This is a genomic window from Paraburkholderia lebeckiae, assembly GCF_014201005.1.
Lineage (GTDB): Bacteria > Pseudomonadota > Gammaproteobacteria > Burkholderiales > Burkholderiaceae > Paraburkholderia > Paraburkholderia tuberum.
Genome location: NZ_JACHDK010000046.1, coordinates 1 through 13,690 on the forward strand (window position 1 = coordinate 1; position 13,690 = coordinate 13,690).

Below are 13,690 nucleotides of genomic sequence, written 5' to 3' on the forward strand. Positions count from 1 at the left end.
TATGCATCGATTGATCGACATCGAGCTTGGGTATTGGCTGGGCCGAGAAAAAAGTGGGTAATTGAAAGATTTCGTCAAATGTAAACAGACCCTAGTCGCGAGTGGCGTGCTGGATTGCGCCGTACCTATCAATGCGCGGATCTTTGCGGCAGGCCCACGACCGTAGATCCGCGCGACAACCTGGTGCTGTACGGCGTGCGTGCCGTGCAGAAAGCGATTCAGCTTTCGGTGCGCTCAAGAAGCGGTATAAGCGGATACCGCACCACTCCGAATACTCCACCAAATAAGATGTGACTGGCTTGAATTCAACCGGCCTTAACTCACGATGCACCACTGGCAGCGAGCTTGACAAATAGTCTGGCTGCTTCGTTGCCATGGGACAAAGCACGCAGTGCAAGGGAGAGCGCTAGCTGTGCGTCGTGGGAGGCCGCGCTACGATCCTGATCGAAGAGCTTGACGGCGTGGCGCATATGCTGCGCCGCCTGCGTGTGAAGCTCCACGGCCGCCGCATGATGTTTTGCCACGTCCGCGGCACTTACGGCTGAGCCGGTCGATGGAGGCGTTATTGATGGCGTATTGGCGCTGTGCGCGCCAGCGTCGTGTGCCTGATCGATCGCATGCAACGTGTGGCCGTGGGCCATCATCGCCTGATGTGCGGCGTGGGCAAAGTCTTGACCGTCATCGAAATGCCGCGACGCCTCGCGGTGATGTCGCGCGGCCTGCTCGTGGTGTGACGCCGCGGCTTCGAGATGACCCTTCTTGCTGTGCTTCGTGTTCATGCCGACTCCTGTGCAACTTCAGGACTGACTCGGATGGCGACCGATTCGAAGACACCGTGGCGGGTCGCAACAAGATCCTAATCTACACGCCCTTGCGCCTTCTGTGGCATTTGCGTTTCGCGGAGAATCGTCGCGCTGTGGCGATCACCGCGCGGTCAGCATCCGGAGGATTTTCTGCACGATGCGCTCATGCTGCTCCAGCGCCTCATCGAGCGTACGTGCTCCGTAGCTCGTGTTGTCTCGCGCTTCCATTCCGGCGATGCGCGTCACGAACAGCGAAACCTCCCCGGTTTTCGGTTCGGACACACCGCGGAAGCGGGTCGTGACCGTCACGCCGGATTCGTCCAGCAGCGTGCGGCGGAAGATCAGTTCGTTCTCAGTCATCCAGCGCGACCACTCGCCGCGGTCGAACACCTCGACAGGCCTGCTCTTCGCATCGAGGACATAGAAGCGTTTCCAGCTCGACGGGACGGAGCGTGCTTTCATATTTCAATGCGAAGGCGTAAGCAGGAAGCCGATCGCCTCCCGCCACCAGGTTTCGTCGACGCGGCCCATCCAGTCGTTATGTTCAGCCGCCTTCACCACCATCAGTTGTCTCGGGTCGGCCAGCGAGTTGTAGAGCGCCGAGCGTTAAATTGGGTAACGGGTCTATTTTAGTAGCGCACGCTTAAAAGTAATGTAGTCAGCCCGTTACCCTCGGCGGTTTCAATCAGGCATTCGCCGCGGTCACTTTTTCGAAGGAACCATGGGCACTATCGTAGATATCATCGGTCGAGAGATTCTCGATTCGCGAGGCATCCCCCCGTCGAATGCGACGTGCTGCTCGACGTCCGCTGACGATCAGGCAAATAGTCGCCAAGCCGTTTGATAAGTTGATATCCGGCCGCCGGTAAGGTGACCCTGAGCACGTCAACCGGTCAGCAAACCGCGGATGTCCATGTTCAACGGATAGCAGGCATGGCCGGTGGCCGTGCGAACGCACATTACCGGATCGTAATCACCGGCCGGAGCGCTTGCCGGTATGATTTCATCGTCAACGCAAGCGGAGCAACCGATGCGAATCCTGGTGATCGAGGACGAGCCCAAAACAGCGGCCTATCTGAAGAAGGGTCTGGAGGAGTCCGGCTACGCGGTCGACGTCGCGAATGATGGCCCGCAAGGGCTGATCCTCGCGCAGGAAGAAGAATACGACGTGATCGTGCTCGACGTGATGCTGCCCGGCATGGACGGCTGGACCGTCGTCAAGACGTTGCGCAGCACGCGCGCCACGCCGGTGCTGTTTCTCACCGCGCGCGACGACATCGACGACCGCGTGCGCGGCCTGGAACTCGGCGCGGACGATTACCTCGTCAAACCTTTTGCGTTCGTCGAACTGCTGGCGCGCGTGCGTACGCTGGCGCGCCGTGGGCCGCCGCGCGAAAGCGAACGGATCAAGGTGGGCGACCTGGAGATGGATGTGTACCGCCGGCGCGTGAAACGTGGCGGCACGCGCATCGATCTCACGCCGCGTGAATTCTCGCTGCTGCAACTGCTGGCGCGCCGTCAGGGAGAAGTGCTGAGCCGCACGCAAATCGCGTCGTACGTGTGGGACATGAATTTCGATAGCGACACCAATGTGGTCGAGGTGGCGATTCGCCGGCTACGCACCAAGATCGACGACAACTTTCCCGTCAAGCTGATTCACACGGTGCGCGGCGTCGGCTATGTGCTCGAACTGAAGGACACTGCTTGATGCGCGTCCGCTCGCTTGCCGCGACGCTCGCGCTTGCCTTCGGCGCCACGACGCTGGCGGTTTTCGTGCTGGTCGGCAGCTTTCTGTATCTCGCGCTCGAAAAGCAGATCAAGGCGCAGGACAATCTCGACATCGTGCTTGCCGCGCGCCACGCACGGCGGCTTGCCGAGGAGCTGGAGACGTCGAAGGGCATTCGCGAGCATAGCGACCGTTTGATCAGCATCGTGCTCGGCAACCAGGCCATGTCGATGGAACTGTTCGATCCCGATGGCAACCGGGCAGTCGAACACAACATCGCCGGGACTTTTGCCGTACCCAACGCGGCGAGCGGCGCGGCGACGCTCGTCGCGTTGCCGCCGCTCGCGCGCGTAGCGGCTTCGGCGCGTATCACCGAGGCCGATATCGGCGAGTGGACCGGCCGCAACGGCGCACCGATTCACGGCATTCTCACCGACGCGCGTCTACGCGACGGCGAAACGGCGAGCGTGCTGGTGGCGCGCAACATGAGCGACCGCTGGCTGCTGCTGGACCGTTACCGCGACAGGCTTCACCTGGCGGGCGTAGCCGGCGTGATGCTGGCGATGCTGCTCGGTTATCTGCTGATCCGCGCCGCGCTGCGGCCGCTGCGCGATATCGCGGCTAGCGCGAGCCTGGTCACGGTGAATCGCCTCAATACGCGGATCGCGGTGGCGCGTGTGCCGAGCGAACTCGAGACGCTGGTGGCGTCGCTGAACGCCATGCTTGAGCGCGTCGACCACGGGTTTCAGCGTTTATCGCGTTTCACCGCCGACCTCGCGCACGACATGCGCACGCCGCTCAGCAACATGCGCGGCGCCGCTGAAGTCGCGCTCGCCCGGCCGCGTTCCGTCGATGAATACGAGTCGCTGCTCGCCTCGAATCTGGAAGAGTGCGACCGGCTGTCGAGAATGATCGAGAACGTACTGTTTCTGGCGCGCGCCGAACATCCGCAGTTCGTCAGGCACATGCGTGAGTTCGATGCGGCGCGCGAGTTGAGCCATATCGCCGAGTACTTCGAAGGGATTGCCGAAGAGGCGCTAGTGCGTGTGCGTGTCAGCGGCACGGCCAGCCTGACGGCGGATCTCGAACTGTTTCGCCGCGCGGTGAGCAATCTGCTGGCCAATGCCATTCGTTATACGCCGCAAGGCGGCGAGATCGTGCTGGACGCGAGCGCATCGGCCGACGCGGTGCGCGTGACCGTGTCGAATGAAGGACAGCCTATTGCCGCCGAACATCTCGATCGGATTTTCGACCGCTTCTATCGCATCGATCCGTCACGCAGCTCGCTGCCGTCATCGGGCTTGTCGCGAGGCTCGACGGGATCGACGGGGCTCGGGCTTGCGATCGTGCGCACGATCATGGAGTTGCACGGCGGCTCGGTGCATGCGCAGAGCGATGCACGGAGTACGCGCTTTGTGCTGGTATTTCGGCGGGGCGGGTGAAGGGTATCCAGGGGGCTTACACAGTTCCGGCCGCACGCTTGCCCTCATCGCCCCACGTCCCACCCAACGCCTTCAACAACAACACACTCGACTCCAACCGCCGTGCGGCGATCTGATCGGCGACACGCTGATTCGTCAACGCAATCGTCTGCGCCGTGACCACGTCGAGATAGCTGACCGCGCCCGCGTTGAATCGGTTCGTCGTGAGCCGCAACGACAGTTCGGCGGCCGTGGTGGCGCGCTGCTGGCTGTCGGCTTCGTCGGCGAGGGAATGCAAGGCGGACAGATTGTCCTCGACCTGCTGGAACGCCACCAGCACCGACTGGCGATAGTCCGCGACCGCGCCGTCGTATTGCGCCGTCGCGCCGTGCAGGGTGGCTCGGCGCTTGCCGCCGTCGAACAGCGTGCCGGCCAGTTGCGGGCCGAGCGACCAGAACAGACTCGGCGCACTCAGCCAGGGTGCGAAAAAGGTGCTTTCCAGTCCCGCGCTCGCCGACAGCACCAGATCCGGGAAGAACGCCGCCTGCGCGGCGCCAATCTGCGCATTGGCCGACGCCACGCGCCGTTCGGCGGCGGCGATGTCGGGGCGACGCTCCAGCAATTGCGACGGCAAGCCGACCGGAATCGCGGGCGGTGTGACGGCCGAGCCGTTCGGCGGCAGCGCGAAGCTCGAAGCCGGCTCGCCGGTCAGCGTGGCAATCGCGTGCTGCATCTGTGCGCGCGTCACGTCGATGTCGGTGTCCTGCGTGCGCGTCGCTTCGAGTTGCGTCGTGGCCTGGGCGACCGCGGACGCATCGATCGCACCGTTTTTCAGTTGCTGCTGCAGCAGTTTCAACGCGGCCGCGTAGGCGGTCACGCTGTCGTCGAGCAGCTTCTTCTGCGTGTCGAGCGAGCGCAGGGAGAAATAGTCGACGGCGAGATCCGCGCTCATCGACAGGCGCACGCCTTCGAGGTCGGCTTCGCTCGCCTGGGCGTCGGCCTGCGCGCCGTTCACGCTATCGCGCACGCGTCCGAACAGATCCGGCTCCCAGCTCGCCGACACGCCCGCCGAATAGTCCGGCACGGTCTTGCCCGCGAGCGATTTCCCTTCGACATTCTGTGAGGTCCGCGAGCGATCCTGCGCGACACCAGCGGTAATCGTCGGGAAAAAACCGGCGCGCTGATAGTCCACCATCGACCGCGCTTGCTGGAGCTGCGCGACCGCCTTGCGCACGGTCTGGTTCGACACGTCGAGACGCGCTTCGAGTTGATTCAGCACCGGATCGTTGAAGATCGTCCACCATGGGCCGCGCGGCGTGGCGTCGGCCGGTGCGGCCTGCGCCCAGCCGGGTGCGGTGCCCGCATATTGCGCGGGAATCTCGGCGCTCGGGCGCTGATAGGAGGGCAAAGTCGAGCACGCGCTGAGCAGCGCGCCGATCATCCCGGCCACCAGCGTGCGGTGCAGCCGCGGCCGTGAAAGAGACAGAGAAACCATCAGTGAATCCTTTCTGTGACGTTGCACTTAGCCAGGCATGGCCGGCGCGATCTGCACGATCTGGCCGGTGTTCAGCGAATCGCCGGGGTTGTCGATCACGCGGTCGGTGGCGGCGAGGCCTGTCGTGATTTCCACGTGCGTGCCGAAATCGCGGCCGATATGCACGGTCTTGAGCAGCGCCCGGCCGTTGCTATCGACCACGGCGACCGTCACGCCGTCCGGCCGGAACAGCAAGGCGCTGACAGGCAGGTCGAGCGCCGGCGTGGTCGATCGCAATTGCAGATGCACCTGCGTGTAAGCGCCGGGCATCAGCGCGCCATCCTTGTTATCGACGTCGATCTCGACGCGCAGCGTGCGGCTCGACGGATCGATCGAATCGGTGTTGCGCGCCACCTTCGCGGCGATGCGACGGCCCGGATACTGCTGGGCGGTGAGATACACGCCGGTCGCCGGCGTGACATACGGCGCGTCGTTCTGCGGCACATCGACGAAGACCCGCAGCACGCCGGTCTGCTGGATGTGGAACAGTTCGCCCGACATGCCCGCGGTGCCCGGCGTGCCGCCCGCCGTGACCAGTGCGCCGACGTCGACGTTGCGCGCAGTGATCACGCCGTCGAACGGCGCGGTGATCTTCTCGTATGAGACAAGCTCGGCCAGATGCGCGACGTTCGCCTGCGCCGACGCCAGCATCGCGCGGCGCGCTTCCATGTCGCTGACTTTGGTGTCGGCGTCCTGCTGCGCGACCGATTGCGTTTTCAACATCTCCTGCCAGCGCTGCGCGGTGGTCCTGGCGAAGTCGAAATTGGCCTGCGCGGTGGCTTCGTCGGCACGGGCCTGGCGCAATTGCGCGTCGAGCTCGGGGGCTTCGATTGTCGCGAGCGTCTGGCCGCTTCTGACCTGTGCGCCGATGTCGGCGTTCCAGTGCGACAGGTAGCCGCTCGTGCGCGCGTAGATCGACGCTTCCGCGAACGGCGTAACCGCGCCGGGCAGCAGCAGTTCGTGGATGGCCGGCGCGGCGCGCGGTGTGACGACCGACACGCTGAGCACGCTTTGCGCCTGCGTCTGTTGCGTCAGCGCGGCACTGGCGTGCAGTCGCGGCACGATGCCGACGGTCAGCAACGCCGCGGCAAGTCCGGTCAACGCAAGCGGCCAGAGGCGGCGGCGCGCGTTCGTGCTGGCGGCCGCTGCCGGCGTGGCGCCGGCATGCCGGGTTTCCTTGGCGCTATGCAAACGCGCGGTGTCGGCGGTCTCGGCGGACGCTTCTGACCGCTCGCCAAGCTCGGGCGGAAGGGATGAATCGTTCATGGGCAAGGTCTCGTCGGAATCAATGAGTGCGGGCGGGAACGCCGGATTCTTGTGTGTCGGTGCGTGCCGCGCGGCGTTTGTCGAGCCACGCATGCACCATCCCGTAGACGACCGGGACGAACAGCAAGGTCGACACCGTGCCGAGCGCGAGGCCGCCGATCACGGCGCGTCCGAGTGGCGCGTTCTGTTCGCCGCCATCGCCGAGGCCGAGCGCCATCGGCAGCATCCCGATCAGCATGGCGAGCGCGGTCATCAGCACTGGACGGAAGCGGCTGAAGCCGGCTTCGAGCGCGGCAAGCAGCGGCGGCTTGCCGCCGTGGTGAAATTCGCGCGCGGTGTTGATCACGAGAATGCTGTTGGCCGTGGCGATGCCGATGCACAGAATCGTCCCGGTGAGTGCCGGCACGCTCAGGCGAGTGCCGGTGCTGAAAAGCATCCATGCGATGCCCGCGAGCGAGCCCGGCAAGCCGCTGATGATGATGAACGGGTCGAGCCACGACTGGAAATTGACGACCATCAGCAGGTAGACCAGGGCGATCGCAAACACGAGGCCACTCGCAAGACCGCTGAACGAGTCGTGCATCGCCTGCACCTGGCCGCGCATGACGATCGACGCGCCAGGCGGCAATTGCGGTCGGATCTTATCGACGAGCCGGGTCACGTCCGCTGCCACGCCGCCGAGGTCGCGTCCTTGCGCCGACGCGAAAATGTCGAGCACCGGCTGCACGTTGTAGTGCGAGACGACGGCTTGCTGGGTGACGCGTGTCAGTGTGCTCAACGCGCCGAGCAGGTTTTGCGGCGCCGGACCGCCCGTGTTTGCGGCCGTGGTCATCACGCCGGACCCGGTGCCTCCGGTTAGCGCGACCGGAATATTGGCGAGCGCCTGCAACGAGTTGATGTCGTACTGCGGCATCATCGCCATCAGCGGATAGCTCACGCCGTTGTGCGGATCGAGCCAGAAATTCGGCGTGGTCTGCGAACTGCCGGACAGCGCGATCAGCAGGTTCTGCGACACGTCGCGTTGCAACAACCCGGCCTGAATCGCGCGGGTACGGTCGACGTTGACGTTGATTGCGGGGGCATCGCCGGGCTGTTGGATACGCGCATCGACGAGACCGCGCACCCCGCGCAGTTGTGCGAGCAGGCGGTTCGCCACGACGCGGTTGGCGTCGAGCTTGTTGCCGACGATCTGGATATCGATCGGCGCGGGCAGCCCGAAGTTGAGAATCTGGCTGACGATGTCGGCGGGCAGAAAGGCGAACGTGACGCCGGGGAAATCCCTGGCGAGCGTCGTGCGCAGTCTCGCCACATATTGAGCGGTCGGTTTGTGCTTCGCCGCGAGGGTGATCATCACGTCGGCGTCTTCCGGGCCGATCGGGTCCGATGAGTCGTAGGTCAGATTGATCCCGCTCACCGGCACGCCGATATTGTCGAGCATCGCCGAGAGTTCCTGCTTCGGAATCATGCTGCGCACACGGGCTTCGACTTCGTCGGTGAGGCGCGCGGTGTCTTCGATACGCGTGCCGGTCGGCGCACGCAGATGCAGGCGGATCTCGCCAGTATCGACGGCGGGGAAGAAGTCGCGGCCCGCAAACGGCACCAGCGCGAGCGAGCCGATGCAAAACAGCAGGAAGATCGCGATGAACCGCCGCGGACTCGCTATCGCCGCGCCGAGCATGCCGCGATAGCGTTCGCGCAGCCGCTCGAAGCAATGTTCGAAGGCGGCCTGAAAGCGGATCAGGCGCGCAATCGGTCCATTACCCGTCACCAGCGCGTTGCTGCGTGCGCGCATCAGGTACATCGCGAGCGTCGGCACCAGTGTGCGCGAGAAAAAGTAAGACGTGATCATGGCGAATACCACCGCCTCGGCGAGCGGCACGAACAGATAGCGCGCCACACCTGAGAGCAGAAACATCGGCACGAACACGATGCAGATCGACAGCGTCGATACGAACGTCGGCACCGCGATTTCGCCGGAACCGTTCAGGATCGCGTCGTGCAGCGGCTCGCCGTTCTCCAGATGATGCGTGATGTTTTCGATGGCGACCGTGGCGTCGTCGACGAGGATCCCTACGGCGAGCGCGAGGCCGCCAAGCGTCATGATGTTGATGGTCTGGCCAAGCGCGGACAGCGCGATCAGCGAGGTCAGCACCGCAAGCGGAATCGACACCGCGATGATCAGCGTGGCGCGCCAACTGCCGAGAAAGAGCAGGATCATCAAAGCGGTGAGGGCGGCGGCGATCAGCGCTTCGCGCGCCACGCCCACGACGGCCGACTTCACGAACACCGATTGATCCGACAGTGCGGTGACGTGCAGCGCGCTCGGCAAGCCGGCCACGATATGCGGCAGCATCGCCTTGACCTGCTGGATGATGGTGAGCGTCGACGCGCTGCCGGACTTTTCGATGGTAAGAAGCGCGGCGCGTTTGCCGTCGCTGCGCACGATGTTGGTTTGCGGCGCGTAGCCATCGCGCACATGGGCGACGTCGCGCACATACACCACGCCGCCCGCCACCGTCTTGATCGGCAGATCGTTGAGCGCGGCTACGGTGTCCGTGCTGCCGTTCATCTGCACGTTGTATTCCTTCGTGCCGATCTTCGCGGTGCCGCCCGGCAGGATCAGGTTCTGCGCGTTGACGGCGTTGACCACGTCGAGCGGCGCGAGGCCTTTGGCTTGCAATGCGCGCGGGTCGATATCGACCATGATCTGCCGGACCTTGCCGCCGAACGGCAGCGGCACCGACGCGCCTTGTACCGTCGCCAACTGCGTGCGGATCTGGCTGTTGCCGAGGTCGTAGAGCTGCTGTTCGGAGAGCGTGTCGCTGGAGAGGCCGAGTTGCAGGATCGGCACCGTCGACGCGTTATAGGTAATGATGTTGGGCGGCAGCGTGCCGGGCGGCAACACGCGCAGGATCGATGCGGAGTTCGACGCTGCCTCGGCGATCGCGCGATTGATGTCCGCGCCCGGATGGAAAAAGATCTTCACCACCGAGACGCCGTTCAGCGATTGCGACTCGATATGCTCGATGTCGTCGACGTCCGAGCTCAGCGCGCGCTCGTAATTCGACGTGATGCGATTGGCCATGTCCTGGGCGGAAAAGCCGTTGTACGTCCAGACGATGCTGACCACCGGGATATTGATGTTCGGGAAGATATCGGTCGGCGTGCGCAAAATGGAAAGCGGCCCGACGATGAATATCAGCAGAGCCAGTACCACGAATGTGTACGGGCGGCGCAGGGCGAGCCTCACAATCCACATGACGAATTCCTGATAAATAGCAAATAGAGTTGCCCGACCCAAGGCTCGCGCAGTAGAACTGCTGCTTGAATTCAGGCCTGGTCTGGAGTATGTGTGGGCCGTGCTTACCGGTTCCGGTCAGCCACAATACAAGTCTGTCATCTGCCGGATAACCGAACGCGCTTCGGGAATGCAATCGACAGCCGCCGCACGCAGATAGCAAATCCGTAGTCGCGTGGTCAGAGAAAGGCCAGGTCGTTCGATCGGAATGGAAAGCATGGCCTTGTCCACAATTCCAAACCTGATAGGAGAAGCACAATCAAGCTGCTTTCCAGCGTTGCAGTCGCACCCGCCGCAGTCAGCCTTACTTTTGGCTGGAACGCTTCCGCCCAAACCGCCATTCCGGGAATGACGCGCGCCGAAGTACACCAGCAACTGGTGCAGGCACAGGCCGATGGGCTCTTGCCGGTACCGGAGAACAACTATCCGTTGCCAGCCACGAGACTTGGCCGCAACAAGGAGCTTCACGCAATCGAGTACCAGAACGACCCGTTTAGCGCGACTGCGTCCGCCTCTACGAGCCCGACGGATTGGGGCGTCACGTCTGACTGATGCAAAGGGAAGACGAACGCGCGCCCACGTGCGGACTCTCGATGCGTGGGCGCGGGATGGCGCGATGAAGCGCGAACCGGTTAGAACTGGTGGCGAATGGCTACGCGCGTGATGACCTGATTTGCTGTCGTCGAAGGCGAATCTGCACCCGTGATAAACGCCGTGTTGAGCGGCGCCGCGGACGCACTGCCGCCCGCCAGGTGCTGATACATACCCTGCACGTACACGTCAGTACGCGGCGACAGGTTGTAGTCCGCCATCAGTCCAACCTGATGCCACGTCGGCTCCGAATCGCCGGCGGCGCTATTGAAGTGACCGATCGTGTAGTTATACATCGCTCCGACGAACGCATTCTTCAGGAACTGATACTTCGCGTTCAATTCAAAGTTGTCGAACTTCAGGCTGCTTGCCGTATTCGCGAAGTTGCCGACATAGACGGAGCCCGTCGCGTTATTGAGTGCCGTGTGGCTATATACGAAGCCGAGTATCGCAGAGCCGATCGTGTAGTTAATCCCGGCGCCCCACACCTGTTGGCGACTCGCGAAAAAATTCGTGTCGTCGGCTGCAAGCGACCCACCGGAGTTTCCGCCCGGGTTGTTGATCTGCATGTACGCCGCTGCGACTGAAACGTTGGCAGCGACGAATTGTGCGCCGAGGCTATACGACCGGTTGTCAGCAAAGCCACCCGCCTGATTGCTAAAACCGTACAGACCGCCAAAAGAAAAGCCGCCGTAGGCGTTACTGGTGTACTTCACGCTGTTGTTCAGTCGGAACGAATTGTCTGTGTTGTCGTTGTCGTACGGATGCGACAACAGATAGCCGCCCCAATTGCCGTTCGCCGTAAGCGGGGCGAGATAGTCGACGACTGAATCATACTGACGGCCCATTGTCAGGGTCCCGAGCTTCGCGTTGCTCAAACCGATGTACGCCTGCCGGCCGAACATGCGCGAACTCTGTCCAAGTGCGCCGGAGTTGACGTCGAAGCCATTTTCCAGCTGAAAGAGGGCCTTCGTGCCACCGCCCAGATCTTCGCTGCCTTTCACGCCCCATCGGCTGCCTTGTGCAAAGCCGCTTTCCATCTGCACAGCCGAACCTTGCTTGGTATTGTTCGTATAGTTCAGACCTTCGTCGATCAGGCCATACAGCGTGACGCTGCTTTGCGCCAGCGCGGCCATCGGGACGATCGTGCAACCGATCGCTGCGCCCGTAATGAGGAGTCGCTTCATGAGTGTAGATTCCTAAAGTTTGCCTGAGTACCTCGCCATGATCTAGCTCGCGCGCCGGTGCGTGGAGCCGGGATCTGACGAAAGGTATTTGCACTTTAGGACCTACAAAATGCCCGTCCACTGCAGTTCAGTATTGCTGAAATGGTGTTGCGCTGCCCCCACGGGAACGACAGCTTCGCGCTTGTCTTCATGTGGATTCTGGCGATAACGTTCTACCACGAAATCGACAAAGCGGCGGAGCGCCACCGCCATGTACGGTTGTCCGGAATAGAGCACCCACACTGTCCGCGCGTCGCCGCACAATTCGATGTTTTCGAGCACTGGCTTTAATGAGCCGTCTGCCAGCTCACCTTGAATGAGCGAGCGCGAAAGCCGGGCGATGCCGAGGCCCGCCTGGACTGCGCGCTTTATGAGCAGTGGGTTTTGCATGCTCAGAACCGGCCGTACCACTACGCGCTGCGTGCCATGCTTGTCATGAAACTCCCAGTAACGACTCGGCGCGTCCGACGCGACCAGCACATCATGCGACGACAGCTCCTCGGGGGTGCGTGGCGGCCGCCGACGTGCGAAGTACGCGGGGCTCCCGACAATTACGTCCCGCGTCTGTGCGAGCGGCCGGCAAACCAGCGACGAATCACGCAGGTAGCGCTCGGCGCTGAAGCATACATCGAAGTCTGCCACCGTGACATCGGCCATGTTATCGAATACGGTCAGATCGAACTGCGTACGCTGCTCTTGCACCCGGTACGCCGCTAGTACTTCGGGCAGATCGGTCGAAGCATATAAAGAGGACGCCGCAATACGCAAAGATCCGACGGGTTGACCGGCAGCAGCTGCCATGCATTCGTCCATCGTCGCGAGCTGCCTGAGCAGTTCGCCACAATGCTCCCGATACAACTGGCCGGCAGGCGTCAGCGACACCCGGCGAGTGGTCCGGTTGACAAGGCGCACGCTGAGATGTTGCTCGAGTACCGCCACGCTGCGAGTGACGACCGAATTCGAGATACCGAGCTGCTTCGCCGCCTCGGCGAAGTTCAGGCAGTCGGCAACCTTGGCGAAAATGCGAACGGAGGCTAATTGATTCATGGAATCGTTTCGCAGCGGTCGGGGGATTTTAGGCTAGCTCGCTCGCGAGCCGTTGGGTAGGAAAGAACAGATGCCTGCGCATGAACGATGCGCCTCGCTTCACGGCGCGACCCATTGACCTTACGCTACGTCACACGCGTTTCCCCGCCGACAGACTGCGCGGTCTTCCGAAATCGCCGGCTTTGCCGATCCGTGTGCGTCCGTGGCGGGCATTGCATGTTTCTTTGTATTCCTTACCCTAATCCTTCTTCACGAGGTCCATCACGTGCGTGGGCGACCTCAACGGGCGCAAGAAGAAACGCGGAAAGGATTGCTATGTTCAATAAAGTCGTCTTCGACTCCAGGTTTGACATTCGCGCGCAGACGCAGACATTCCTGGCAAGCTTGTCACTGCACCGTTTCACTGGAAGATTGCGTTGGCGCCGCTGAAACAGGAGATATTTCTTCACCTTTGTGAGTGATCGCGTACAGTGCCTTATTGCGTTCAATCGCAGCTTCGCTTGGCGGATAGTCGTACTTCGGCGTAGGCACCAGACCATCCCGTTGCGCCTCGATGAGTTCCGCATGAACGTCCGCCCGGGTCTTGCCAGTGGGCTGCGTCTGCGCCAAGGCACTCATCGCGATCGAACACGCAAGGGCGCCAATCGCTATATGTGTTGTCTTTTTCACGGTTTTCTCCGAAGTCTCTAGGGTCTGTTTACATTTGACGAAATGTGTTTACATCTTGTTTTTTGCAATTGCAAGACGGGATGATTCGCACGTTACTAAGCGACAAGGT

General features: G+C 62.4%; 11 protein-coding genes. 3 read left to right on the forward strand and 8 right to left on the reverse strand.

Annotated elements, in window-relative coordinates; genetic code table 11:
- Window positions 1–320: 320 nt before the first annotated feature.
- Together HDG39_RS33785 and HDG39_RS33790 are read right to left on the reverse strand one after the other, a co-directional pair.
- Window positions 321–779, reverse strand: a complete 459-nt coding sequence (locus tag HDG39_RS33785) for a hypothetical protein (RefSeq protein WP_184012525.1) — start codon at window positions 777–779, stop codon at window positions 321–323.
- Between the two features lie 144 nt (window positions 780–923).
- Window positions 924–1,265 carry a hypothetical protein gene (locus tag HDG39_RS33790; RefSeq protein ID WP_184012527.1) on the reverse strand — a complete coding sequence of 114 codons (342 nt, stop codon included), beginning with the start codon at window positions 1,263–1,265 and terminating at the stop codon, window positions 924–926.
- A gap of 568 nt (window positions 1,266–1,833) precedes the next feature.
- Between HDG39_RS33790 and HDG39_RS33800 the strand changes: the two genes are divergently transcribed.
- Window positions 1,834–2,511: a heavy metal response regulator transcription factor gene (locus tag HDG39_RS33800; RefSeq protein WP_184012529.1), complete on the forward strand. Its 678-nt coding sequence runs from the start codon at window positions 1,834–1,836 to the stop codon at window positions 2,509–2,511.
- Window positions 2,511–3,971 (forward strand): heavy metal sensor histidine kinase, encoded by a 1,461-nt coding sequence (locus HDG39_RS33805; protein ID WP_184012531.1) that lies wholly within the window; start codon window positions 2,511–2,513, stop codon window positions 3,969–3,971. The genes HDG39_RS33800 and HDG39_RS33805 overlap by 1 nt, the downstream gene beginning before the upstream one ends.
- Window positions 3,972–3,987: 16 nt before the next feature.
- On the opposite strand, the gene HDG39_RS33810 is transcribed toward HDG39_RS33805, so the two are convergent.
- Genes HDG39_RS33810 through HDG39_RS33820 form a run of 3 tightly spaced genes read right to left on the reverse strand, consistent with a single transcriptional unit; the run spans window position 3,988 to window position 10,009 of the window.
- Complete coding sequence (locus tag HDG39_RS33810; RefSeq protein ID WP_184012533.1) at window positions 3,988–5,445, reverse strand: efflux transporter outer membrane subunit; 1,458 nt, start codon at window positions 5,443–5,445, stop codon at window positions 3,988–3,990.
- Window positions 5,446–5,472: 27 nt separating this feature from the next.
- Window positions 5,473–6,750 carry an efflux RND transporter periplasmic adaptor subunit gene (locus tag HDG39_RS33815; protein ID WP_184012535.1) on the reverse strand — a complete coding sequence of 426 codons (1,278 nt, stop codon included), beginning with the start codon at window positions 6,748–6,750 and terminating at the stop codon, window positions 5,473–5,475.
- A gap of 19 nt (window positions 6,751–6,769) precedes the next feature.
- Window positions 6,770–10,009: an efflux RND transporter permease subunit gene (locus HDG39_RS33820; protein ID WP_184012537.1), complete on the reverse strand. Its 3,240-nt coding sequence runs from the start codon at window positions 10,007–10,009 to the stop codon at window positions 6,770–6,772.
- A 303-nt stretch (window positions 10,010–10,312) separates the two neighbouring features.
- Between HDG39_RS33820 and HDG39_RS33825 the strand changes: the two genes are divergently transcribed.
- Window positions 10,313–10,600 (forward strand): DUF4148 domain-containing protein, encoded by a 288-nt coding sequence (locus HDG39_RS33825; protein ID WP_221305966.1) that lies wholly within the window; start codon window positions 10,313–10,315, stop codon window positions 10,598–10,600.
- An 80-nt stretch (window positions 10,601–10,680) separates the two neighbouring features.
- Here the strand turns inward: HDG39_RS33825 and HDG39_RS33830 are convergent, their stop codons facing one another.
- The 3 genes from HDG39_RS33830 to HDG39_RS33840 all read right to left on the reverse strand — a co-directional run bounded on the left by HDG39_RS33830 (window position 10,681) and on the right by HDG39_RS33840 (window position 13,581).
- Window positions 10,681–11,826 carry a porin gene (locus HDG39_RS33830; protein WP_184012539.1) on the reverse strand — a complete coding sequence of 382 codons (1,146 nt, stop codon included), beginning with the start codon at window positions 11,824–11,826 and terminating at the stop codon, window positions 10,681–10,683.
- A gap of 102 nt (window positions 11,827–11,928) precedes the next feature.
- Window positions 11,929–12,912 carry a LysR family transcriptional regulator gene (locus tag HDG39_RS33835; protein ID WP_184012541.1) on the reverse strand — a complete coding sequence of 328 codons (984 nt, stop codon included), beginning with the start codon at window positions 12,910–12,912 and terminating at the stop codon, window positions 11,929–11,931.
- Window positions 12,913–13,299: 387 nt separating this feature from the next.
- Complete coding sequence (locus tag HDG39_RS33840) at window positions 13,300–13,581, reverse strand: DUF4148 domain-containing protein (RefSeq protein ID WP_311668045.1); 282 nt, start codon at window positions 13,579–13,581, stop codon at window positions 13,300–13,302.
- Between the last annotated feature and the right edge of the window lie 109 nt (window positions 13,582–13,690).

Bases quoted from the DNA above. Each gene is read 5' to 3' on its own strand.
- HDG39_RS33785 (WP_184012525.1), bottom strand. From the start codon at position 779: ATGAACACGAAGCACAGCAAGAAGGGTCATCTCGAAGCCGCGGCGTCA.
- HDG39_RS33790 (WP_184012527.1), bottom strand. From the start codon at position 1,265: ATGAAAGCACGCTCCGTCCCGTCGAGCTGGAAACGCTTCTATGTCCTC.
- HDG39_RS33800 (WP_184012529.1), top strand. From the start codon at position 1,834: ATGCGAATCCTGGTGATCGAGGACGAGCCCAAAACAGCGGCCTATCTG.
- HDG39_RS33805 (WP_184012531.1), top strand. From the start codon at position 2,511: ATGCGCGTCCGCTCGCTTGCCGCGACGCTCGCGCTTGCCTTCGGCGCC.
- HDG39_RS33810 (WP_184012533.1), bottom strand. From the start codon at position 5,445: ATGGTTTCTCTGTCTCTTTCACGGCCGCGGCTGCACCGCACGCTGGTG.
- HDG39_RS33815 (WP_184012535.1), bottom strand. From the start codon at position 6,750: ATGAACGATTCATCCCTTCCGCCCGAGCTTGGCGAGCGGTCAGAAGCG.
- HDG39_RS33820 (WP_184012537.1), bottom strand. From the start codon at position 10,009: ATGTGGATTGTGAGGCTCGCCCTGCGCCGCCCGTACACATTCGTGGTA.
- HDG39_RS33830 (WP_184012539.1), bottom strand. From the start codon at position 11,826: ATGAAGCGACTCCTCATTACGGGCGCAGCGATCGGTTGCACGATCGTC.
- HDG39_RS33835 (WP_184012541.1), bottom strand. From the start codon at position 12,912: ATGAATCAATTAGCCTCCGTTCGCATTTTCGCCAAGGTTGCCGACTGC.